Raw genomic sequence first — 23,152 nt, forward strand, 5'->3', positions numbered from 1 at the left:
TATTTTGACGGCGGAGGCGTCCGCCCGCCTTGGCCTGGGACGCAGCGTCTGCGGGCCGGTCAGAGGACGACCGTTGTCCGTGCCCGCACTGGCACCGTGTCCTCACCGGAACGGTGCTTGACCAGGACGGGAACAGCGTCGCCCCGGTCGTGTGCCGACCGGGGCGACGCTGACTGATCTGGTGGCTACTTCGCCGCGGCGGTCGACTTCGGGCTGGCCGGCTGGTCGGACTTCGCCGGCCCCACCGTCGCCTTGGGGCCCTCGGCCTTGTCCGCTCCGGCTGACGACGCCTTCGTGCCCGTGGCCTGCGCGGACTCGCGATCCGTGGACTTCGCGGACGCATCGGTCGACTTCTGGGACGTGTCGGTTCCCTCCGGGGCGGCGCTCTCGGCCTTCGCGGCGGGGTCGGTAGCCGAGGCATCCGCCTTGGCCGTCGATCCGTTCCCGCTTCCGGACTTCGCGGCGGCGATCCGCACGGTCTCGGTGCCCGGGGTCCCGCCGGCCGCCTTCTGCGCGGCCCCGCCCGACGATCCGGCAGAGGTGCCAGCCTCAGACTTCGCTGCCGACTCGGCCGGAGCGGGAGCCCCGGCACTGGCCTTGGCCGCGGACGGTGCCGGAACCCCGGCCCCCGACGAGGCACCCGACCCGGCTGGACGAGCAGCCGCACCGACGTCAGTCCCCGCTGTGACAGGGGCCCCGGCAGCGGCGGGCACAGCCGACGCACCGAGCTCGGCGGCTGCGGAAGGCTCGGAAGCGGTGCCAGTCGCGACAGCGGCAGCAGCGGGAGACGCGGCAGGGGCCGGAGTGGAAGCGGCGGAAGCGGCAGCTGCCGGAGTGGCAGCGGCAGGAGCGGCAGCGGCGGCAGGCATGACCGGGGCGGCGATCGCGGCCGGCCGGCGGAGCGGCTCGTCGTCCTCCACGGTCGCGAACAACGCCGCCGAGTTCCCCGTCAGCTTCGCCAGGGTCTCCCGGAGCCGGGCCACGTCCTCGCGGATCTCCTGTCGGCGGTCCGCCAGATCCGCGATCTTGCGGTGGGCGTCGCCGACGACCGACTGCGCCTCGGCGTGTGCCGCGGACAGGGTGGCGGCGGCCGTCTGCTGGGCGGCACCCACCGCCTTGCTGGTGTGCTCGTCCGCGGTCGCCCGGGCGGCGGTTAAGGCCTGCTCCGCGTGGGCCTTGGCCTCGGCGATGATCCGCTGGGCCTCGGTGCGGGCCTGCTCGGCGGCGGTCTGGGCCGCCTTCTGCAGGGACTCGGCCTTCGAGTTCGCCTCATTGACCGTGCGCTCGGCCTTCGAATTCGCTTCACTGATCGTGCGCTCGGCCTTCGAGTGCGCCTCGCCGACCGTGCGCTCGGTCTCGGACTTCGCCTCGGCGCGCAGGGCCGTGGTCTCGCGCTGGGCCACGGAGCGCAGGGTGTCGGCGTCGGACCGCGCCTTGGTGAGGGTGGCCTCGGCCTCGGCCCGGTGTTCGGCGGCCTTGCGCTGGGCTTCGGCCCGCAGCTCCTCGATCTCGCGTTGCGCCGTCGCGCGCCGCTCGGCGACCTCGCGCTGCAGCTGCTGGTGCAGGTCGGTGATCTGCTGCTTCGTGGTGGCCCGCAACTGCTGGGTCTCGGCGTGGGTCTGTTCGGCCTGGGTGCGGGCCGCGGTGAGCATCTGCTCGGACTGGACCTGGCTCTCCGTCTTGAGCGCCTCGACGGACCGCTGGGTCTCCGCGGTCAGCTGGTCGGCCTGGCTGCGGGCGGCGGACACGAGGCGCTCGGCCTCGGCGCGGGCCTCGGCGAGGGTGCGCTGGGCGTTGGCGGTGGCCTCGTTGACCTGTTTCTCCAGCGCGGCCCGGCGGGCGGCCTCCTCCTGCTCGGCGGTGACCCGGCGGGCGTTGAGGGCGGTCTGGAAGTCCTTGGTCGCCTGCTCGGCCTGCGCGCGGGCCTGCCCGACGGTCTGCTCGGCCTGGTTGCGGGCCTCGACGAGGGTGCGCTCCGCGGCGGCGCGGTGCTCGGTGATCGCCTGGTTGGCCCGGGTGGTGATCAGACGGGCCTCCTCCTCGGCGAGGGCGAGGATCTGCTCCACCCGGGGACCGAGGTGCTTGTACTGCGCCTTGTCGCCGACCACGGACCGGCGGCGCAACTCCGCGATCTCCGCCTGCAGCTGGGCGACCTGGCCCGCGTACGCCTGGGCCTGGGCGAATGCCTCTTCCCGCTCGGCGGCCAGCCCGGCCACGAAACCCTCGATCTGCGTCACATAGCGGTCGACCTGCTTGCGGTCGTACCCCCGCAGTGTGGTTTCGAAGGTTGTCTCGGTGGAGGTATTGCCCAATGTGAACACATCACCCTGCTGACCCATGCACCTAATACTAGCCAGAAGGTGTGTGAGCACGGTGTGAGGAGCACGTGCCACGAGAAAATACGGCGGTGCCCGGCGCAAGGAACGCGCCGGGCACCGTGGGTGAGGCTGGGGTTACTTGTCGTCCTTCTTGTCTTCGGCCTTCTCCTCGGCCTTGGCCGGGGTGCCGCCGAGCACCGCGCCCAGCGCGCCGCCGCCGATGTTGGCGAGGCCACCGAGCATTTCGCGGAGCTGGCCGAGTTGGGCGGTGACGGAGTCCCGCTGGCGGGTGAGCTCCTCCACCTCCCGGCGGGCGGCCGTGGTGGTCAGCTCGGCCTCGCTGCGGGCGTCGGCCGTGGCCCGCGCCGCCTCGCTCCGGGCCTCGCTCGTGGTCTTCTCCGCGAGCGCCTTGGCCTTCTCGATCGTGTCGTTCGCCGTGCGGTCGGCCTCGATCCGCCGGGACTCGGCGCGCTGCTCGGTCTCCTTGGCCCGCTCGTCGGCGGTGCGGGCACGCTGCTCCGCCTCGGTGACGAGCTTCTGGGTCGCGGCGACCGCGGAGTTGTGCCGCTCGGACTCCTCGCGCTCGGAGGTCTCGCGACGTTCCGCGAGCTCGAGGGCCAGGGACTGCAGGTCCTTGTCCCGCTTCTCCTTGGCCTCCGCGTAGAGCTTGGTGGCCTCGGCGCGCTTCTCCTCCGCCTCGCGGGCGGCCTTGGCGCGCAGCTGGGTGATCTCCCGCTCGGCCGTGGCCCGCAGGGTGGCGACCTCGCGCTCGACCGTCGCGCGCAGCTCGGCCACCTCGTGGGCGGCGGAGGTACGCAGCTGCTTGGTCTCGCGGTCGGCGTCCGCCCGCAGCGTGTCGGCTTCCCGACGCGCCTGCACCCGCAGCTCGGCTGCCTCGCGCTCGGCGGCCGTCTTCAGGCCGCTCGCCTCGCGCTCGGTGGTCGCCTTCATGGCGGCCGCCTCCGCGCGGGACTTGTCCGTGATCTCGCGTGCCTCCAGCCGGGCGGTGGACAAGATGCCCTCCGCCTCCCGCTTCGCCTCGGCGCGGTGCTCGTTGGCCTGCTCCTCGGCGAGGCGGAGGATCTGCTCCACCCGGGTGCCGAGCCCCGAGAGCGTGGGCCGTGAGTTCTCCTCGATGGCCTTGGTCTGCTCGGTGACCTTCTGTTCCAGCGAGCCCATCCGCTGTTCGGACTGGCGGAGGCGACGCTGGGCGTCGGTCATCCGCTGCTCGGCCTCGGAACGGGCACCTTCGGACTGGGCCAGCGCAGCATTGAGCCGCTGGACGAAGTCGTCGACCTGCGCGCGGTCATAACCACGCAGAACGACCGTGAAATCGGGTTGACTGTTCGCTTGCTCGAAGAATGTCATGGAGGGCTGCTGGGGCATTGGCACATACTCGCAGACCGGCAGGGGTCTCGCCAAGGGTGGAAGCCCTTTACGTAGACCGATAAATACGTATACGAACGGTTTCTAACCGTAGGCTCGAGAACACGCTCTGTCAAAAACTACTGTCCTCGGAACCGGTTGATTTCCGTCAGGTGCTTGGCCCGCATCTCCGGGTTCCGCACGCCCTGACCTTCCTCAGTGGCGAGACAGAGCACGCCGACCTTGCCCTGGTGCTGGTTGCGGTGCACCTCGTAGGCGGCCTGACCTGCCTGCTCAAGGGGGTAAACGCTGGACAGCGTCGGGTGGATACGGCCCAGTGCCACGAGCCGGTTGGCCTCCCACGCCTCGCGGTAGTTCGCGAAGTGGCTGCCGACGATCCGCTTGAGACTCATCCAGAGGTACCGGTTGTCGTAGGTGTGCCAATATCCGGAGGTCGACGCGCAGGTGACGATCGTGCCGCCCCGCTTGGCGACGTAGACGGAGGCGCCGAAGGTCTCGCGGCCCGGGTGCTCGAAGACGATGTCGGGGTCCTCGCCGCCGGTCAGCTCGCGGATCTTCGCCCCGAAACGGCGCCACTCGCGCTCGTCCTGGGTGTTCTCGTCCTTCCAGAACTGGAAGTCGCGGCGGTCGATGATGTGCTCGGCGCCCATCTTCCGGCAGATGTCCGCCTTGTCCTCGCTGGAGACGACGCAGATCGGGATCGCGCCGCCGTTGAGCGCCATCTGGGTGGCGTAGGAGCCGAGGCCGCCGGACGCGCCCCAGATCAGGACGACGTCGCCCTGCTTCATGTCGGCGCCGTTCTTGGAGACCAGCTGCCGGTACGCGGTGGAGTTGACCAGCCCGGGGCTGGCCGCCTCCTCCCAGGTCAGGTGGTCGGGCTTCGGCATCAGCTGGTTGGCCTTGACGAGGGCCAGCTCGGCGAGCCCGCCGAAGTTGGTCTCGAAGCCCCAGATCCGCTGCTGCGGGTCGAGCATCGTGTCGTCGTGGCCCTGGGGCTCCTCCAACTCGACGTTGAGGCAGTGCGCGACGACCTCGTCGCCGACCTTCCACTTGGTGACGCCCGCGCCGACGGCGAGGACGACACCGGCGGCGTCGGAGCCGATCACGTGGTACGGCAGGTCGTGCCGCTTGGTCAGCTCCGACAGCTTCCCGTACTTCTCCAGGAACCGGAACGTGGACACCGGCTCGAAGATCGAGGTCCACACGGTGTTGTAGTTGACCGCGCTGGCCATGACGGCGATCAGCGCCTCGCCGGGGCCGACCTCGGGGGTGGGCACCTCCTGGACGTGCATGGACTGCCGGGGGTCCTTGTCGCGGTGCGCGACGCCGTCGAACATCCCCTCGTCCTCACGGCGGACGACGACCCCTCGGTAGCTCGCCGGGATCTTGATCGCGGCGAGTGCCTCGCGGTCGCCCGCGTTGATGGCGGTGCGGATGTCGTCCATGGGTGCCTCCTGTGACCGGCGTCTCTGCCCGCATGTTACTCATGGGTAGCAGGGTGCGCGCAGCATTCTGTGAGATACCGCACTCAGGTCAAAGGGTGTCACGTGAACGATCGTTAAGGAAGACCTTCCGGCGAGAAATCCCGCCGGATCAGTGCCCGGCGGCGGGCTCGACGAGCTCGACCAGCACGCCCCCGGCGTCCTTGGGGTGGACAAAGTTGATTCTGGAGTCGGAAGTACCCCGCCGCGGGGCGTCGTAGAGGAGCCGGACGCCGCGTTCGCGGAGTGTGGCGCAGGCCACGTCGATGTCGGCCACGGTGTACGCGACCTGCTGGACCCCCGGACCCGACCGGTCGAGGAACTTGGCGATCGTGGAGGAGGGGGACAATGGGGACAAGAGCTGGATACAACCGCCCTCGGAGGTGGGGCCGACCGCGAGCATGGCCTCGCGTACCCCCTGCTCCTCGTTGGTCTCGGTGTGGACACAGCGCATGCCGAAGGTGTTCTCATAGAACGCGATGGCGGCGTCGAGGTCGGCTACGGCCACCCCGACGTGGTCGATGCGGAGCAGGCCGATACCGTCGGAACGGGGTGCTGCCCCCGGGGCTGCGGATGTGGTCATGCCCCTAGTCTGGACGAACTTCAATCGTGGAGGCGACATGGGCTCGGTGATCGTCAACGGCGCGCGTACCCCGATGGGGCGGCTGCTCGGCAACCTCAAGGACTTCTCGGCCACCCAGCTGGGATCTGTCGCGATCAAGGCCGCTCTCGAGCGGTCAGGGGTCGCGCCGGAGCAGGTCCAGTACGTGATCATGGGTCAGGTGCTGCAGGCCGGCGCGGGGCAGATCCCCGCCCGTCAGGCGGCCATCGGCGCGGGCGTTCCGATGAACGTCCCCGCGCTCACCATCAACAAGGTCTGCCTCTCCGGGCTCGACGCGATCGCGCTGGCCGACCAGCTGATCCGCGCCGGTGAGGTCGACATCGTCGTCGCCGGCGGCATGGAGTCGATGACCAACGCGCCGCACCTGCTCGTCGGGCAGCGCGCCGGTTACAAGTACGGCGACGTGGTCATCAAGGACCACATGGCCCTCGACGGCCTGACGGACGCGTACGACAACATCCCGATGGGCCAGTCGACGGAGAACTTCGTCAGCAAGCTGGGCATCTCCCGCGAGGACCAGGACGCGTTCTCCGCCCGCAGCCACCAGCGCGCGGCCAAGGCGCAGAGCAACGGCGTGTTCGCCGACGAGATCGCCCCGGTCAGCGTGCCGCAGCGCAAGGGCGACCCGGTGCTGCTGACCGAGGACGAGGGCATCCGCCCGGACACCACGGTCGAGACCCTGGGCAAGCTGCGCCCGGCGTTCGACAAGGCCGGCACCATCACCGCCGGCAGCTCGTCCCCGATCTCCGACGGCGCGGCCGCCGTGATCGTGATGAGCAAGGCCAAGGCCGAGGAGCTCGGCCTGGAGTGGATCGCCGAGATCGGCGCGCACGGCAACGTCGCGGGTCCGGACAACTCGCTGCACTCCCAGCCGTCCAACGCGATCAAGCACGCCCTCGCCAAGGAGGGCCTGACGGTCGCCGACCTCGACCTGATCGAGATCAACGAGGCGTTCGCGGCCGTGGGCATCCAGTCGATGCGCGACCTGGGCGTCAGTGACGAGATCGTCAACGTCAACGGCGGGGCGATCGCGCTCGGCCACCCGATCGGCATGTCCGGCGCCCGGCTGGCCCTGACCCTCGCGCTGGAGCTCAAGCGCCGGGGTGGCGGGGTCGGCGCCGCCGCGCTGTGCGGTGGCGGTGGCCAGGGGGACGCGCTGCTGCTCCGCGTGCCGCGTAGCTGATGCGCGGAGGGGTACCGCTGGCGTTCTTCGCCCGGCTCCTCGGTGGCCAGCCGGCCACCGAGGCGTCGGACGGCTACGACGGTTACGAGTTCTGGCTGGGGGCCGACGAGCGCGGCACCGGCGGGGCGCTGATCGTCATGCGCGAGGACGAGCCGATGGTGCCCGACGAGCCGTACTGCCTGGTCTGGGGCGTGCAGGAGGGGACGACGTACGGCGGCGTCCGCTCGGTGACCGTGAGCGAGGGTCAGGTCGAGTTCGACCTGGCCCCCGGGAACGCCGCCGAGTTGGACGTGCCGCGCACGTTCCGGATCACGTTCGCACCGGACCAGACCGAAACCGTACGAAGAGGCCTACAGCGGACGCTGGGTGAGGAAGTCGTGGCATGATGCAGGACGAGGCCCCGGCCCGGTTCCGACTCCGTGACGCCGACGTCCCGACCCTGGTCGCGCTGGCCCGGCAGGGTGACCCCCGGGCCGTGGCCCGGCTGATCACCCTGGTGGAGAACGCCAGCCCGCTGTCCCGGGAGATCGCGGCCGAACTCGCACCACACACCGGGCGCGCGCCGGTGATCGGGATGACCGGCTCGCCCGGCGTCGGCAAGTCCACAACCACGTCCGCGCTGGTCACGGCCTACCGTGAGGCGGGCAAGCGGGTCGGCGTGCTGGCCGTGGACCCGTCGAGCCCGTTCTCGGGCGGCGCGATCCTCGGCGACCGGGTCCGGATGCAGGACCACGCGACCGACCCCGGGGTGTACATCCGCTCGATGTCCAGCCGGGGCCACCTCGGCGGGCTGTCGGCGACCACCCCGCAGGCCGTCCGGGTGCTCGAGGGCGCCGGCTGCGACGTGATCATCATCGAGACGGTCGGCGTCGGCCAGGCCGAGGTGGAGATCGCCTCCCTCGCCGACACCACGCTCGTGCTGCTCGCCCCGGGCATGGGCGACGGGATCCAGGCCGTCAAGGCCGGCATCCTGGAGATCGCCGACATCTTCGTGGTCAACAAAGCCGACCGGGACGGCGCGGACAGCACCGCCCGCGACATCCGGGGCATGGTCGCGCTCAGCGCCCCCGGCCCGGGCGCCTGGCGGCCGGAGCTGGTCAAGACCGTGGCGTCGAAGAACGAGGGCATCGATCTGGTGCGCGCGGCGATCGACAACCACCGCGAATGGCTGATCACGCACGGTGAACTCGACCGGCGTCGGACGGCCCGGGCGGCTGCGGAGATCGAGGCGCTCGCACTATCCACTCTCAGGGCAAAACTGGGCAACCTGCGTGGTGAGGCCGCATTGCCCGATCTGGCGGCAAAGGTGGCCACCGGAGGTCTCGATCCGTTCACAGCGGCAGACGCGCTTCTCGCTGGCCTTTCCCAGTAGCTAAGCTCCCTGCGCGATCCCCTGCGATGTGGCTCGGGCGCTGAACCAGGGGAGGCTACGTTGACGGCTTGGACCGTCACGCTGCGTGGGATTCGGTACCGCTGGGGCCGCTCCCTCGCCGTGCTGCTGCTAGCCACCGTGGCCGTGACCGCCGCGGTGCTCGCCCCCGCGTACTCCCGGGCAGCCCAGCAGTCCGTGCTGCTCGACGGCCTGACCCACGCGTCCCTGACGAGTACCGGGCTGCTGGTCGGCGCGGCCACCCCCGCCGACGCCGCCGCCGCCCCGACCTCGGGCACCAGGCTCGCGATCAGCAACGCCCTGGGGCGCTACCCCACCCTGAAGGCCGCGTTCGGCACGCCGGTCGCCTCGGTGGAGGCCGAGTCACAGTTCGGTGACCCGTCGGACGCGCTGGCCGCCCGGCTCGCGTACCGGGACGGGGCCTGCGAGCACCTGGTCGTCACCGGCGCCTGCCCGACCGCCGAAGGACAGGTCCTGGTCAGCGACCGCTCGGCCAAGGACAACAAGCTCGCGACCGGCCAGCAGGTCACGCTGCGTGGCAAGCCCGGCCGGACCCGCACCCTGATCATCACCGGCACCTACACCCCGGTCGACGCCTCCGCCGGCTACTGGGGCCGCACCGCGTACTTCAACGCCGGCTCGCCCGGCCCCGACGGCGCGAGCACCCGGACCGACGCCCTGTTCGTCGGCATCGAGGAGGACGTCCGGTCGCTGGGCACCGACGCGCGGGTCCGGTTCGAGTACCCGTTGAAGCCCCAGGCCCTGGACCTGGACAACGTGGCCTCGGCCCGCGAGGACCTCAAACTCCTCGGCCGCGCGCTGCCCTCGGCCGGCGGCCTGCAGGTCACCTCCGCGCTGCCCGGGGTCCTCGACGACATCGTCGTGGAGCAGGAGGCCGTGGCGCGCAACGTACCCGTCGTCGCCATTCCGCTCGTCCTGCTCAGCCTGTTCGTGCTGTTCCTGCTGGTCGCGGCCGTGACCGAGGAGCGCTCGCCCGAGCTGGCCCTCGCCAAACTGCGCGGCTACCCGCTGGCCCGCGCCGGACGGTTCGGGTTCGCGGAGTCCCTGGTCCTGATCGTGCTGGCCGCCCCGCTCGGGCTCGTGGCCGGGCTGCTGCTGGTCAGGGCAGCCGCCGCCATGGTGCTTGCGCCAGGCACCGCCGTCGAGCTGTCCGGGCCGGTGCTGCTCACCACGGTGGCAGCCGTCGCCGGGGCCGTGCTCGCCGCGCTCGGGGCCGGCTGGCGCACCCTGGGCCGGCCGGTGCTGGCGCTGCTCCGCCGGGTACCCAACCGGGCGAAATGGCGGGCCACGGTGCTGGAGGTGGCTGCGGCGACCCTGGCGGCGGTCGCCCTGTTCCAGGCCTTCCGGGACCGGTCCTCCGCGCTGGCGCTCGTCGCCGCGCCCCTGTTGGCGCTGGTCGCCGGCATGGCCGTCGCCCGGCTGCTCACCGGCTACGCCCGGGGCTCGCTGCGCCGCGCCGGCCGCCGGGGCCGGCTCGCCGCCCTGCTCTCCGCCGCACAGCTCGCCCGCCGGCCCGCCGGGCACCGGATCGTCGTCGTGCTCACCGTCGCCGTCGCGCTGCTCACCTTCGCCGCCACCTCCTGGGACGTGGCCGCCGGGGCCCGGACCGAGCGGGCCCGGCAGACCATGGGCGCCGACCGGGTTTTCACGGTCGACGTCGCGCACCCCGACGCGCTCGTCGCCGCCGTCGCGCAGGCCGACCCGTCGGGCCAGTCGATGGCCGTCGTGCGCGGCCAGCAGCACTACGGCGACGGATCCGTGGAACTCCTCGCCGTCGAGTCCGCCAAGCTGCCGGCCGTCGCCGACTGGGCCGGGCACGACCTCAAAGCACTGGCCGGCAAGCTCCGGCCCGGCGCGGTCGCCCCGGTCGTGGTCAAGGACCGGATCGAGGTCGACGCGTCGGCCGCCAACCTGAAGACGGAGAAGGACCGGCCGCTGCGGCTCGTCGCCGTGGTCAGCGCCCCCGGCGAACCGCCGCGCACCGTCGGCCTCGGCGTCATCGTCGCCGGCGGGCACACGTACGGCGCACCGCTGCCCGGGTGCGCCACCGGCTGCCGGCTCCTCGGACTGGGCGTGTCGCGCACCCCGGGCAGCACCGACGTGTACACCGTCGACGTCACCCTCTCCGCCGTGCGCGGGGCCGATGGGCCGGTCGACGCTGGCTTCGAGGCCGACGGCCGCTGGCGCCGGCTCGCCGCCCGCGCCCCGCAGGCCGAACTCACGGTCCGCTCCGGGCCCGGCCTCGGCCTCGGCATCCGCAGCGGCGACGCCGGCGACGTGATCGCCGAACACGTGTCGGCCCCGGACACGATCCCGGTCGTGGCCGTCGGAGCCGTCCCGAAGGGCGACGCGTTCGCGTTCCCGGCGCTCACCGACCGGCCCCAGCAGTTCGGCGTCGCCGCCCGGGCCGACCGGCTGCCGAGGGCCGGCGACCGGGGACTGCTGTTCGACCTGGACTACGCGGTGCGCTCCGCCGAGCGGACCACGAGCCTCGCGGACACCGACACCCTGCGCTACGAGGTCTGGGCCTCCCCGAAGGCCCCCGCCGACCTGGGCAAACGACTGACGGCCGCCGGCGCGCGGGTCCTGGAGTCCGACTCCGTCGACGGCACCGTCACCCGGCTCGAACGCCTCGCCCCGGCGCTGTCCCTGCGGCTGTACCTGCTCGCCGGCGCGGCCGCCGTGCTGCTGGCCGTCGGGGCGGTGCTGCTGACGGCGTACGTCGGCGCGACGGCCCGGCTCAACGAACTCGCCGCGCTCCGGCTGGCCGGGGTGCCGGCGTCGACGCTGCGCCGGGGGGTGCTCCGGGAGTACCGGGCGCTGCTCGGGGTTCCACTCCTGGTCGGCGCGGTCACCGGGATCGGCGGGGCGGCCCTGATGCTGCCCGGCCTGCAACTCGTCTCCGTCCGCGACGCCGCCGGACTGGGAGATCTGGCCGACGCGTTCGGCCCCGGCTGGCTGCCGGCGGCGCTGCTGGCCGTGGTGTGCGGGCTCGGACTGGCCGTCGCCGTGGTGCTCCGGATGTTCGCGGGCGCGTCCCCGCACCGACTGCGGGAGGGTGAGCGATGACCGAGCCCCGACACGACCAGACCGGCGGGGCCCACGAGTTCCGGGGCTGGCTCGCCAACCCGGAACCCGAGGCGGAACCGGCCCCGGAGCCGTGGCCGAGGGAGGCCGCGCCGGAGTCGTGGTCCCGCGAGGCGGAGCCCTGGCCGCCGGCCCGCGAGGCGGACCCGTGGACCCGCGACTCCGATCCGGGCCGTGACTCCGGCCGTGAATCGGGCCTGGGCCGTGACCCGCGGCCGGTCCGTGAACCCGGACTGGCTCCGGCCGCGCCGCCGGGCACCGACCAGTGGACCCCGGTCCGCCGCCCCGAGGCCGGCGCCACGGTCGAGCCCACCTGGCTGCGCGACCACACGGCCCAGCCCCCGGCCCTCACCGACCTGGACCGCCCCCTGACCCGACGGGACGTCACCGGCTACACCACCTCCGGCCTGCCCCTGGTCCGCAGGGTCTCCGGAGCGGCGGTCACCTGCCGCGGCCTGGTGTACATCTACCGCCTGGAGGGCTATGACGTCGTCGCCCTGTCCGGCGTGGACCTCGACATCGCCCCCGGCGAGTCCGTGGCGCTGGTCGGCCCGTCCGGTGCCGGCAAGTCCACCCTGTTGTCCCTGCTCGCCGGCCTGATCTCCCCGGCGGCCGGCCGGCTGGAGGTCGGAGCGCACGACCTGGCCAAGGCCACGGAGGTCGAGCTGCAGCGGATGCGGGCCACCGACATCGGCGTGATCCTGCAGGGCGCGGCCCGCAACCTGCTGCCGTACCTGACCGCCGAGCAGAACATCCACTTCGCCCAGGGCGGCGCGGCCCGGCAGAACCGGGGCCAGCTGCCCAAGCCGAAGGAACTGCTCAGCCTCGTCGGGATGAGCGGCCGGCGGGCCCGGCTCAAGCCCTCGGAGATGACCCCGGGGGAGCGCCAGCGGCTGGCCCTGGCCGTCGGGATCGCCAACGGCGCCGGCCTGCTGCTCGCCGACGAGCCGACCAGCCAGCTCGACGCGCGGTCCCGGGACGAGATGCTCCGGGCCCTGGACGCGGTCAACCGGGCCGGTACCACGGTCGTCGTGGTGACGCACGACCCCGAGGTCGGCGCGCAGATGGGCCGCACGGTGACCATCCGCGACGGCCGGGTCGGGGCCGAGGGGCTGCGCGGGGAGGACTTCGCGGTGATCGGCCGCGACGGTTCGCTCCATTTGCCCCCAGAGGTGCTGGAGGTTTATGCACCTGGAACCTTGATGCGGGTTGAGTTGCAACCGGACGGAACGGTACGACTGAACGCGATGACACCGCCCCAGGAGGACCAGTGAAAACCCTTGTAGTCGACGGACTGACCGTCAGGTACGACGACCACGCCGTGCTGACCGATGTCTCCGTCGTCGCGGCCCCCGGTCAGCTCCTCGCCGTGACCGGCACCTCGGGCGCGGGCAAGACCACCCTGCTGTGGGCGATGGCCGGCCTGTTGAAGCCGGCGGCCGGCGCGGTCACCGTGGACGGCGCGGCGCTGCGGGACCGCGACCACGCGGTGTCCGAGGGCGTCGTGCTGATGCCGCAGGACAACGGGCTCGCCGCGATCCTGACCGCCAACGAGAACGTCCAGGTCGCCCTGCTCGCCGGCGGGGTCACCCCGAACGACGCCGCGCAGCGCACCGCCGACAGCCTGGAGAAGCTGGGCCTGACCGGCCAGGCCGAGCAGCTGGTCGAGGAGATGTCCGGCGGCCAGCAGCAGCGCGCCTCCATCGCCCGGGGCCTGGCCATGCACGGCACGATCGTGCTGGCCGACGAGATCACCAGCGAGCTCGACGCCCAGAACCGGCAGCGGGTGATCGAACTGCTCCAGGCCGAGGCGCGCCGGGGTGCCGCAGTCGTGTTCGCCACCCACGACCCGGAGGCCGCCGCGGCGTGCGACGCCGAGCTGCACCTGGTCGACGGCCGCGCGGAGCTGGTCAGAGGCTAGAAACGTCAGACGGTTACGGCGGGGCCCGACCCGGCACGCGCCGGTCAGTCCGGAGCCCCGCCCGGGCACGGCCCGCTCCGCGGGCCGCCCGGCTCACCTCTGGGGCAGCTCCGGCGTGTGGATGTCGTCCACGAGGATGTTCACCTCGGACACCCCCACACCCAGCATCCGCTCGACCGCCTCGATGACATTGGCCCGCACGGCGTCGCACACGGTCAGCACCACGTGCCCGTACTCCACGACCAGGGTCAGCCGCACCTCCGCCTGCCCGCCGGTCAGCTCGACGGACACCCCACGGGTCGCCGAGGCGTCCGCGGCGCCCAGCCCGATCCGCTCGCGGACCGACTGGAACATCCGCGACACGTCCCCGCCGAGGTCGTGCACGCCCTCGACCTCACGGGCCGCGATCGCCGCGACCTTCTCCACGACCTCGTCGGCCACCCGGGTCACGCCTCTGCTCGCGGGGATCTCCGCGGTCGCCCGCCGGTCCGGCGCCCCGCCGGCCCGACGCTCCGGGGTGTCGGCGACGGCCCGCCGTTCGGCGCGGGCCGGCTCGGCGCGGGTCGGCTCCATCCGCTGTTCCGGGATCTGTTCGACCTGCTCGGCGCGGCGAAAGGCGCTGAGGGAGTGCTGTCCTGTCGGCGGTTCCACGACCACCGGCGGCACGTATCCGACCGGGTAGTTGTTGGTGTGCGCCGGGGTGTACTCCTCCGGCATCGCGACGTAACCACTCAGGCGGGGGGCCGGCGCGTCGGGCTGCTCCGTCATAGTTCGCAGCCTATCCGCGCGGTCAACCCCTCCCTAGCGATCGTTAAGGTGGCCGGCCTACTATCGGGGCGGGGCGCCACCGCGCCTGGATGGCAACAGACCCAAACCCAGGGGGATGTCGTGGACGCCGAGCAGATCGCCGCAGGCCGGGCCCGGTGGCAGGAGCGGTACGAGAAGTCGAGGGTCCGCGACGCGGACTTCACCACGTTGTCGGGGGAGACCGTCGAGCCCGTCTACGGGCCGCCGGAGGGGATCGACTACCCCGGGTTCGAGCGGATCGGCTGGCCGGGCGAGTTCCCCTACACCCGCGGTCTCTACCCGACCGGTTACCGGGGCCGGACGTGGACGATCCGGCAGTTCGCCGGCTTCGGCAACGCCCAGCAGACCAACGAGCGCTACCACCTGCTGCTCAACTCGGGCACCGGCGGCCTGTCCGTCGCGTTCGACATGCCGACCCTGATGGGCCGCGACTCCGACGACCCGAAGTCGCTCGGCGAGGTCGGGCACTGCGGGGTGGCGATCGACTCCGCCGCCGACATGGAGACCCTGTTCAAGGGCATCCCGCTGGGCGACATCACGACGTCGATGACGATCTCCGGCCCGGCCGTCCCGGTGTTCTGTATGTACCTGGTCGCGGCCGAGCGGCAGGGTGTGGACATCCACGGGCTGGACGGCACGCTGCAGACGGACATCTTCAAGGAGTACATCGCGCAGAAGGAGTGGCTGTTCCCGCCCCAGCCGCACCTGCGCCTGATCGGCGACCTGATGGAGTACTGCGCGGCGGAGATCCCCAAGTACAAGCCGCTGTCGGTGTCCGGGTACCACATCCGCGAGGCCGGGGCGACCGCCGCGCAGGAGCTGGCGTACACCCTGGCGGACGGCTTCGGCTACGTCGAGCTGGGCTTGTCGCGCGGCATGGACATCAACCGGTTCGCCCCGGGCCTGTCCTTCTTCTTCGACGCGCACCTCGACTTCTTCGAGGAGATCGCCAAGTTCCGCGCCGCCCGGCGGATCTGGGCACGTTGGCTGCGGGACACCTACGGCGCGACCAGCGAGAAGGCGCTCTGGCTGAAGTTCCACACCCAGACGGCCGGCGTGTCGCTGACGGCGCAGCAGCCGTACAACAACGTGGTCCGCACGGCCGTGGAGGCCCTCGCCGCCGTCCTCGGCGGGACCAACTCGCTGCACACGAACGCCCTGGACGAGACCCTGGCGCTGCCGACGGACTCCTCGGCGGAGATCGCGATGCGCACCCAGGCGGTCCTCATGGAGGAGATGGGCCTGACGAACGTGGCCGACCCGCTGGGCGGCTCGTGGTACGTCGAGGCGCTCACCGACCAGGTCGAGGCCGAGGCCGAGCGGATCTTCGCCAAGATCAAGGAGATCGGCGGCGACGGCACGATCACCACGGGCCTGCTCAAGGGCATCGAGGACGGCTACTTCATGGCGGAGATCGCCGAGAGCGCCTTCGTGTTCCAGAAGGCTCTGGAGTCCGGGGACAAGAAGATCGTCGGCGTCAACTGCCATACCGAGACGATCAGCCACGAGCTGGAGATCCTCCGGGTGTCCCACGAGGTCGAGGTCGAGCAGAAGCGCCTGCTGGCCGAGCGTAAGGCCGGCCGGGACCACGCCCGGGTCGATGCGGCGCTGGCCGACCTGGTGGCGGTCGCGCGGACCGACGGGAACATGGTTCCGCCGATGCTGGAGGCCTGCCGAGCGGAGGCCACCCTGGGCGAGATCTGTGACGTGCTGAGGGCGGAGTGGGGAGAGTACCGGGAGCCGGCCCGCTTCTGACAGACTTTCTCTCATGAAGCAGCTCGATCCGCGCAACGCACCATCGATGTTCACCCGTGGCGCCGTCGACCTCGGCGCGATCCGGGACCGGGCGGCGGCCCAGGCCAAGGCCGAAGCCGCCGCCGCTGCCGGTGCTCCGCCGGCCCCGGCCCCCGCTCCGGCGGGCGGCGCGATCGTCGACGTGACCGAGGCGTCGTTCCAGGAGGTGATGGAGCGGTCACTGACCGTTCCGGTGCTCCTGCTGTTCAGCACCGAGTGGGCGACCGAGGCCGCCGACCTGCGTGCCGAGCTGGAACGGCTGGCGACCGAGTCGGAGGGCGCGTTCGTGCTCGGCCGGGTCGACGCAGAGAAGGAGCCCCGGGTCTCCCAGGCCTTCCGGGTGCAGAGCGTCCCCACGGTGTACGCCGTGATCGGCGGTCAGCCCACCCCCGGTTTCGAGGGCGTGATCGACAACGCGCAGCTCAAGCAGTTCGTGGACGCCGTGATCAAGGCCGGGGGCGGGGAGCCGGCCGAGGCCCCGGAGGACCCGCGCCTGCTGGCGGCGGAGGACGCGCTGATGGACGGCGAGCTGGACGCCGCGGCGACGGCGTACGGCGAGATCCTGAAGGAGAACCCGGGGGACGCGGTGGCCCAGGCCGGGCTCGCCCAGGTGGAACTCCTCCGTCGGATCGCCGGCGTCGACCCGAACGCCGCCCTGGCAGCGGCCGAGGCGAACCCCGACGACGTGGCCGCCCAGACCCTGGCCGCCGACATCGAGGTGCTCTCCGGAAACGCCGAGCAGGGCTACAACCGGCTCGTCGGGCTCGTCCGGCGCACCGCCGGGGCCGAGCGCGACCAGGCCCGGCTGCACCTGATCTCCCTCCTCGCCCTCGCGGCCCCCGAGGACCCGGTCGTCGCGAAGGCGCGCCGGGCCCTGGCCAGCGCGTTGTTCTAGACGGGACCCCGATGCCCCCCGGCCCTTCGGACGACCCGAGCACCGCGCGCAGGATCGCGGTGCTCGACGCGCCGTCGAACCTCGGCCTCCGCCCGCCGACCATCGGGTCGGTCCCGGGCTGCGGCAAGGCTCCCGGCGCGCTGCGGGACGCCCGGATCGTGGACCGGCTGAAGGCGTACGACGCCGGCTGCGTCACCCCGCCCCGGTACGACCCGGGGGAGTGGCGGCCGGGGGACGGGGTGGCCCAGGCGGGCTCGGTGGCGGTGTACTCGAAGATGCTCGCCGCCCGGATCGGCGACCTCCTGGACCGGGAGTACTTCCCGGTCGTCCTCGGCGGGGACTGCTCGATCACCCTCGGGGTGGCGCTGGCGCTGCGCCGCCGGTCGCTGTCCCTGGCCGCCGAACAGGCGGCGCACGCGGCCAGGGAGGCCGCGCGGGTGGCGGAGGCGGAGACCGACCCGGAGCGGTACGCGGCGGAGGTCGCGGCGGCCGTGCGGGCCACCGTCCTCCCGCCCCAGCTGCCCGAGGGCCCCCGCTACGGCCTGGTGTACCTCGACGGGCACTCCGACTTCCGGCACGAGGGCAACGCGCCCTTCGTCGGGGCTGCGGCGGGGGAGAACCTGGCGCTGGCCACCGGGCGGGGCCAGTTGGCGTTGACGGACATCGACGACCTGAAGCCGTACCTGCACGACCAGGACGTGGTGGTGCTCGGCATCCGACAGCACGACGAGCACCGGATGGATCTCCGCGCGGCCGGGATCGAGCACCGCACGGTGCCGGCGCTTCGCGCCGAAGGAGCGTCCCGGAGCGCGGCGTGGGCCCGGGAGGTGCTCGCCGACTGCGCCGGCTACTGGGTGCACGTGGACGTCGACATCCTCGACCCCTCGGTGATGCCCGCCGTGGACGCCCCGGACCCGGGCGGCATCGCCTACGGGGAGCTGGAGCTGCTGATCGCGGGCCTGACGGACGCGCCGGAGTGCCTGGGCCTGCACATCTCCGTCTTCGACCCGGACTACGACCCGACCGGCACCTACGCCGAGGAGCTGGTCCAGCTGCTGGTGAACGGGCTCGGGGTCTGACTTGGCTACCCAGGGTGACCACACATGGAGTGCGATCGAATCACGCTCCGTGCTCGTTGCACTGGGGTGGGACAGCGCGATTGTCCGGTACGCCATGATGTGTCATCGGCCATATGGCCAGCACGCGGCGGCCGGGTGGAGCAAACCCGACTGGCCGTTCAGTTGGGACCGGGCAGCGCATAGGCTGGGACCCAGCACACAGCGCGGTGGGCGAAGGGGAGTGGACCCATATGGAACGGCGTCCGGCGACCGTGACAGACATTACAGAGAGTCTGTCTGGGATCGGTGTCGATGACGAGGCCGAGCTCGCAGAGCCGGTACCGAACCGCGATCGTTTGATCGCCGATGCGTGCGCGTTGGCGGGTGAGAAAGATCAAGAGCTGGCGGAGCTGTACTGGCGCCTCGTCCCCGACGAGGAGCTGGTGGACGAGAGCCCCCAGGACATGCTGCGCGCCACGCTCGAGCACAAGACCCTGGCGGCCCAGCGGCTGCCGGGCGAGCTGAAGCTCGACGTCGACAGCACCTCCAGCGACGGGCACACCACGGTCACCGTCGTGACCGACGACATGCCGTTCCTGGTCGACAGCGTGACCGCCGCCCTCGCCGGCGAGGGGCTGGGCATCCACCTGCTGGTCCACCCGCAGGTCGTGGTGAGCCGCGAACCGCTCGGCCGGCTGACGGCGCTGTTCCCGTCCGTGGACCCCGACGACGCCGGTGACGGCCAGCTCGTCGAGAGCTGGATGCGGATCGAGGTCGACCGGGTGCGCGACGAGGCCCAGGAGACCTCGCTGCGCAACGCCATCCAGCGGGTCCTCACGGACGTGCGCGAGGTCAACGAGGACTGGCCGAAGCTGCGGCACCGGGCGCTGAGCCTGGCCGACGAGCTGTCCGGCGCGAAGCTGCCCGTCCCCGACAAGGACATCAACGACACCGTGGAGCTGCTGCGCTGGCTGGCGCAGGACAACTTCACCCTCCTGGGCTACCGGGAGTACGACCTGGTCGACGGGGAGTACCTGCAGGCCAAGCTCGGTACCGGTCTCGGCATCCTGCGCCAGGACTCCACCCAGCCGCGCGCGCTGTCGTCGATGACGCCGGAGGCGTACGCCAAGGCCCTCGACCAGCGGCTGCTGATCATCACGAAGGCCAACTCCCGGGCGACAGTGCACCGCACCGCGTACCTGGACTACATCGGCATCAAGACGTTCGACGCGAACGGCGTCGTCAACGGCGAGCGCCGCTTCCTGGGCCTGTTCGGCTCGGGCGCGTACCTGCACTCGGTGCGGGAGCTGCCGGTGATCCGGCGCAAGGTCGACGAGGTGCTGGACCGCTCGGGCCTGTCCCCGCGCAGCCACTCCGGCAAGGACCTGATGGAGGTCCTGGAGACCTACCCGCGCGACGAGTTGTTCCAGATCTCCACCGACGAGCTGTTCCACACCGCGATGGGCGTCCTGCGCCTGGCCGGTCGTCGGCAGCTCAAGCTGTTCGTCCGCAAGGACGCCTACGGCCGGTTCATCTCGTGCATGGTCTACCTGCCGCGCGACCGGTTCACCACCGGCAACCGGCTCAAGATGCAGGAGATCCTCCTGCACGAGCTCAACGGCATCGGGGTGGACTACACGACGCGGGTGTCGGAGTCGACGCTGGCCCGGGTGCACTTCATCGTGCGCACCGACCCGAACGCCCCGCCCGGGGAGATCGACACCGACGCGATCAGCGAGAAGCTGTCCGACGCCACCCGGCTGTGGGACGACGACTTCCGGCTCGTCCTCGACCGGCACCTCGGCGAGGACCAGGAGAAGCGGCTGTTCGCGCGGTACATCGACGCGTACCCGCAGACCTACAAGGACGAGCACACCCCGACCGAGGCCGCGAAGGACATCGCGAAGCTGGAGCTGGTGGACGAGCCGGGCGAGCTCGCCCTGCACCTGTTCCGCCGGCGCAAGAACGACGCGGACCTGCGGTTCAAGGTGTTCCGGTACGGCGAGCCGATGGTGCTGTCCGCCGTGCTGCCCGTGCTGCACTCCCTCGGCTTCAAGGTCACCGACGAGCGGCCGTACGAGATCCGCCGCTCCGACGGCACGGTCTACCTGTACGACTTCGGCCTGGTCGCGCCCGAGGACTCCTCGCCGGCCCCGGAGATCCGGGCGACGGTGGAGAACGCCTTCTCGGCCACCTGGCACGGCGAGGCCGAGGTGGACGGGCTCAACCAGCTCGTGCTGCGCGCCGGGCTGAGCTGGCGGCAGGTCGTGGTGCTGCGTGCGTACGCGAAGTACCTGCGGCAGGCCGGGACGGTCTTCTCCCAGGAGTACATGGAGGAGACGTTCATCGCCTACCCGGGCGTCGCGACGCTGCTGGTGGCGTTGTTCGAGACCCGGTTCGACCCGCGCCTCGGGCTGACCGAGGAGGCCCGCGCCGCGCACGCCGACGAGCTGGTCGTCGCGCTCAAGGCGGAGCTGGACCAGGTCGGCAGCCTCGACCAGGACCGGATCCTGCGCAGTTTCCTCACCCTGATCCAGGCGACGCTGCGCACCTCGTTCTTCCAGCGTTCCCCGGGCGGCCGGCCGAAGTCCTACATGGCCTTCAAGCTCAACCCCGAGGCGATCCCGGACCTGCCCCAGCCCCGGCCGAAGTTCGAGATCTGGGTGTACTCGCCGCGCTTCGAGGGCGTGCACCTGCGGTTCGGCGCCGTGGCCCGGGGTGGTCTGCGCTGGTCGGACCGCCGCGAGGACTTCCGCACCGAGATCCTGGGCCTGGTCAAGGCGCAGATGGTGAAGAACGCCGTCATCGTGCCGGTCGGCTCGAAGGGCGGCTTCGTCCTGAAGCAGGCCCCGCCGGCCACGGACCGCGACGCGTTCTTCGCCGAGGGCGTGGACTGCTACAAGTTGTTCATCTCCGCGCTGCTGGACGTCACGGACAACCTGGTCGCCGGCAAGATTGTGCCGCCGGCCGAGGTGGTGCGGCACGACGGGGACGACCCGTACCTGGTGGTGGCGGCCGACAAGGGCACAGCGACGTTCTCGGACACCGCGAACGGCATCTCCGAGGCGTACGGCTTCTGGCTCGGCGACGCGTTCGCCTCCGGCGGCTCGGCCGGCTACGACCACAAGAAGATGGGCATCACGGCCAAGGGCGCGTGGGAGTCGGTCAAGCGGCACTTCAGAGAAATGGGCGTTGACACCCAGACCGAGGAGTTCACGGTCGTCGGCGTCGGCGACATGTCCGGCGACGTGTTCGGCAACGGCATGCTGCTGTCCGAGCACATCCGGCTCGTGGCCGCATTCGACCACCGGCACATCTTCCTCGACCCGAACCCGGTCGCGGCGGCGTCCTTCGCCGAGCGGCAGCGGATGTTCGACATCCCGCGCAGCAGCTGGGACGACTACGACAAGTCGCTGATCTCGGCCGGCGGCGGGGTCTACCCCCGCACGCTCAAGTCGATCCCGTTGTCGCCTGAGGTCCGGGCGTCCCTGGGCATCGACGACAGCGTCACGGAGCTGTCCCCGCCGGAGCTGATGAAGGCCATCCTCAAGGCCCCGGTCGACCTGTTCTGGAACGGCGGCATCGGCACCTACGTCAAGTCCTCGCTGGAGAGCCACGCGGACGTCGGCGACAAGGCCAACGACGCGATCCGGGTCAACGGCAGGGACCTGCGGGTCAAGGTCGTCGGCGAGGGCGGCAACCTGGGCTGCACCCAGCGCGGCCGGATCGAGTACAGCCGCGCGGGCGGGCACATCAACACCGACGCCATCGACAACTCGGCCGGCGTCGACTGCTCCGACCACGAGGTCAACATCAAGATCCTGCTCAACGGGGTCATGCAGCGCGCCGAGCTGGACCTGGCCGAGCGCAACGTCCTGCTCGCCGAGATGACCGACGAGGTCGCCGAGCTGGTGCTCGCCGACAACTACGGCCAGGCCACGGCGCTCGGCAACGCCCGGGCCCAGTCGCACTCGCTGCTGCCGGTGCACCGCCGGCTGATCAGCGAGCTGGAGCGCACCGGCCGACTCAACCGGGACCTGGAGGCGCTGCCCAGCGAGGAGGAGCTCGACGCCCGCGACGCCGCCGGCCTCGGGCTGACCTCGCCGGAGTTCGCCGTCATGATGGCCTACGTCAAGATCGTGCTGGAGGACGAGATCCTGGCGTCCGCCGTGCCCGACGAGGACTGGACCACCGACGTGCTGTCGGGGTACTTCCCAACCCCGCTGCGCGAGCGGTACGCCGCGGACATGCACAACCACGCCCTCCGTCGCGAGATCGTCACCACGGTCCTCGTCAACGACGTCGTGAACCGGGGCGGCATCTCCTTCGTGTTCCGGGCGGCGACCGAGACCGGGGCCGACCCGGCCGACGTCCTGCGCGCGTACGTCGTGGTCCGCGAGGTGTTCGGGCTGCGCGAACTGTGGCGCTCGGTGGAGGCCCTCGACAACGAGGTCCCGACCGACACCCAGACCCTCGTGCTCCTCGAGGCCCGCCGGCTGATGGACCGGGCGGTGCGCTGGCTGGTCCAGAACCGCCGGGTCCCGCTCGACGTGCCCGCGGAGATCGCCCGGCTCCAACCCGGGGTCGCCAAGCTCCTGCCGGAACTCACCACCCTGTTCCGGGGCGCCGAGCGGGAGGCGCTGAAGGCGCACGCCACGATGTTGCACGGCAAGGGCATCCCCGAGGACCTGGCGGACTGGGCCACCCGGCTCATCTACGGCTTCGGGGTCATCGACATCGTCGAGGTGGCCGCGAACAAGAACGCGGCGCTCGACGAGGTCGCGGGCGTGTACTACGTGCTGTCCGAGCGGTTCCGGGTCGATGCGCTGCTGACCCAGATCTCGCAGCTGCCCCGGGCGGACACCTGGCAGACCCTGGCCCGGATGGCCCTGCGCTACGACCTGTACGCGGCTCTGGCGGCGCTCACCGCCGAGGTCCTCTCGGCGTCGACGTCCGACCTCAGCCCCGAGGAGCGGGTCGACGTGTGGGAGCAGGTCAACGCGGCGTCCATCGCGCGGGCCCGCAACGCGATCGGGGAGTTCGACGACTCCCGGGCCGACCTGGCGGCGCTGTCCGTCCTGCTCCGCCAGATCCGCACGCTGGTCCGGACCTCGGCGGCATAAAACCACCATACGGTTACGGAGGGGACCGATCCTGCTGGGTCGGTCCCACCCACCGGGGTGAGGCGC

At 71.7% G+C, this 23,152-nt stretch carries 14 protein-coding genes and 1 pseudogene; 10 read left to right on the forward strand and 5 right to left on the reverse strand.

The window, feature by feature from the left end; all coding sequences use genetic code 11:
* Positions 1-185: 185 nt before the first annotated feature.
* The 4 genes from IW245_RS35070 to mce form a co-directional block, all read right to left on the reverse strand.
* Positions 186-2,339: a coiled-coil domain-containing protein gene (locus tag IW245_RS35070; protein WP_197007390.1), complete on the reverse strand. Its 2,154-nt coding sequence runs from the start codon at positions 2,337-2,339 to the stop codon at positions 186-188.
* 114 nt (positions 2,340-2,453) lie between these two features.
* Positions 2,454-3,704, reverse strand: coding sequence for a DivIVA domain-containing protein (locus tag IW245_RS35075; RefSeq protein WP_197007391.1), 1,251 nt, complete (start codon positions 3,702-3,704; stop codon positions 2,454-2,456).
* 119 nt (positions 3,705-3,823) lie between these two features.
* The gene (gene ccrA / locus IW245_RS35080; RefSeq protein ID WP_197007392.1) at positions 3,824-5,149 is read right to left on the reverse strand and encodes a crotonyl-CoA carboxylase/reductase; all 1,326 of its coding nucleotides are present in this window, start codon (positions 5,147-5,149) and stop codon (positions 3,824-3,826) included.
* Between the two features lie 148 nt (positions 5,150-5,297).
* Positions 5,298-5,768, reverse strand: coding sequence for a methylmalonyl-CoA epimerase (mce, locus tag IW245_RS35085; protein ID WP_197007393.1), 471 nt, complete (start codon positions 5,766-5,768; stop codon positions 5,298-5,300).
* Between the two features lie 37 nt (positions 5,769-5,805).
* Between mce and IW245_RS35090 the strand changes: the two genes are divergently transcribed.
* The 6 genes from IW245_RS35090 to IW245_RS35115 are packed head-to-tail and all read left to right on the forward strand — an operon-like array spanning position 5,806 to position 13,409.
* Positions 5,806-6,990: an acetyl-CoA C-acetyltransferase gene (locus tag IW245_RS35090; protein WP_197007394.1), complete on the forward strand. Its 1,185-nt coding sequence runs from the start codon at positions 5,806-5,808 to the stop codon at positions 6,988-6,990.
* Positions 6,990-7,376, forward strand: a complete 387-nt coding sequence (locus IW245_RS35095) for an Imm10 family immunity protein (protein ID WP_197007395.1) — start codon at positions 6,990-6,992, stop codon at positions 7,374-7,376. Before IW245_RS35090 ends, IW245_RS35095 begins: the two co-directional genes overlap by 1 nt.
* Complete coding sequence (gene meaB, locus IW245_RS35100) at positions 7,373-8,362, forward strand: methylmalonyl Co-A mutase-associated GTPase MeaB (protein WP_197007396.1); 990 nt, start codon at positions 7,373-7,375, stop codon at positions 8,360-8,362. The genes IW245_RS35095 and meaB overlap by 4 nt, the downstream gene beginning before the upstream one ends.
* A 60-nt stretch (positions 8,363-8,422) precedes the next feature.
* The gene (locus tag IW245_RS41900) at positions 8,423-11,470 is read left to right on the forward strand and encodes a hypothetical protein (protein WP_197007397.1); all 3,048 of its coding nucleotides are present in this window, start codon (positions 8,423-8,425) and stop codon (positions 11,468-11,470) included.
* A complete protein-coding gene (locus IW245_RS35110; RefSeq protein WP_197007398.1) occupies positions 11,467-12,762 on the forward strand; it encodes an ABC transporter ATP-binding protein in 1,296 nt (431 codons plus the stop codon). Before IW245_RS41900 ends, IW245_RS35110 begins: the two co-directional genes overlap by 4 nt.
* Positions 12,759-13,409 (forward strand): ABC transporter ATP-binding protein, encoded by a 651-nt coding sequence (locus IW245_RS35115; RefSeq protein ID WP_197007399.1) that lies wholly within the window; start codon positions 12,759-12,761, stop codon positions 13,407-13,409. The genes IW245_RS35110 and IW245_RS35115 overlap by 4 nt, the downstream gene beginning before the upstream one ends.
* A gap of 93 nt (positions 13,410-13,502) precedes the next feature.
* On the opposite strand, the gene IW245_RS35120 is transcribed toward IW245_RS35115, so the two are convergent.
* Positions 13,503-14,177 (reverse strand): Asp23/Gls24 family envelope stress response protein, encoded by a 675-nt coding sequence (locus IW245_RS35120; protein WP_231399039.1) that lies wholly within the window; start codon positions 14,175-14,177, stop codon positions 13,503-13,505.
* A gap of 120 nt (positions 14,178-14,297) precedes the next feature.
* Here IW245_RS35120 and icmA point away from each other — a divergent pair, with 120 nt between their 5' ends.
* The 4 genes and pseudogenes from icmA to IW245_RS35140 all read left to right on the forward strand — a co-directional run bounded on the left by icmA (position 14,298) and on the right by IW245_RS35140 (position 23,086).
* On the forward strand, positions 14,298-15,971 hold the full coding sequence (gene icmA, locus IW245_RS35125) for a coenzyme B12-dependent isobutyryl-CoA mutase large subunit (RefSeq protein WP_197007400.1): 1,674 nt from the start codon (positions 14,298-14,300) through the stop codon (positions 15,969-15,971).
* 13 nt (positions 15,972-15,984) lie between these two features.
* A complete protein-coding gene (locus IW245_RS35130; RefSeq protein WP_231399040.1) occupies positions 15,985-16,905 on the forward strand; it encodes a tetratricopeptide repeat protein in 921 nt (306 codons plus the stop codon).
* An 11-nt stretch (positions 16,906-16,916) separates the two neighbouring features.
* A pseudogene (locus tag IW245_RS35135) lies at positions 16,917-17,975 on the forward strand (arginase family protein); the annotation flags it as partial.
* 122 nt (positions 17,976-18,097) lie between these two features.
* Positions 18,098-23,086: an NAD-glutamate dehydrogenase gene (locus tag IW245_RS35140; RefSeq protein WP_197007402.1), complete on the forward strand. Its 4,989-nt coding sequence runs from the start codon at positions 18,098-18,100 to the stop codon at positions 23,084-23,086.
* The last annotated feature ends 66 nt before the right edge of the window (positions 23,087-23,152 follow it).

Origin of the sequence: Longispora fulva (genome assembly GCF_015751905.1) — a bacterium.
In the GTDB taxonomy this organism is placed as follows: Bacteria; Actinomycetota; Actinomycetes; order Mycobacteriales; family Micromonosporaceae; genus Longispora; species Longispora fulva.

Bases quoted from the DNA above. Each gene is read 5' to 3' on its own strand.
- IW245_RS35070 (WP_197007390.1), bottom strand. From the start codon at position 2,339: ATGGGTCAGCAGGGTGATGTGTTCACATTGGGCAATACCTCCACCGAG.
- IW245_RS35075 (WP_197007391.1), bottom strand. From the start codon at position 3,704: ATGCCCCAGCAGCCCTCCATGACATTCTTCGAGCAAGCGAACAGTCAA.
- ccrA (WP_197007392.1), bottom strand. From the start codon at position 5,149: ATGGACGACATCCGCACCGCCATCAACGCGGGCGACCGCGAGGCACTC.
- mce (WP_197007393.1), bottom strand. From the start codon at position 5,768: ATGACCACATCCGCAGCCCCGGGGGCAGCACCCCGTTCCGACGGTATC.
- IW245_RS35090 (WP_197007394.1), top strand. From the start codon at position 5,806: ATGGGCTCGGTGATCGTCAACGGCGCGCGTACCCCGATGGGGCGGCTG.
- IW245_RS35095 (WP_197007395.1), top strand. From the start codon at position 6,990: ATGCGCGGAGGGGTACCGCTGGCGTTCTTCGCCCGGCTCCTCGGTGGC.
- meaB (WP_197007396.1), top strand. From the start codon at position 7,373: ATGATGCAGGACGAGGCCCCGGCCCGGTTCCGACTCCGTGACGCCGAC.
- IW245_RS35110 (WP_197007398.1), top strand. From the start codon at position 11,467: ATGACCGAGCCCCGACACGACCAGACCGGCGGGGCCCACGAGTTCCGG.
- IW245_RS35120 (WP_231399039.1), bottom strand. From the start codon at position 14,177: ATGACGGAGCAGCCCGACGCGCCGGCCCCCCGCCTGAGTGGTTACGTC.
- IW245_RS35130 (WP_231399040.1), top strand. From the start codon at position 15,985: ATGAAGCAGCTCGATCCGCGCAACGCACCATCGATGTTCACCCGTGGC.
- IW245_RS35140 (WP_197007402.1), top strand. From the start codon at position 18,098: ATGGCCAGCACGCGGCGGCCGGGTGGAGCAAACCCGACTGGCCGTTCA.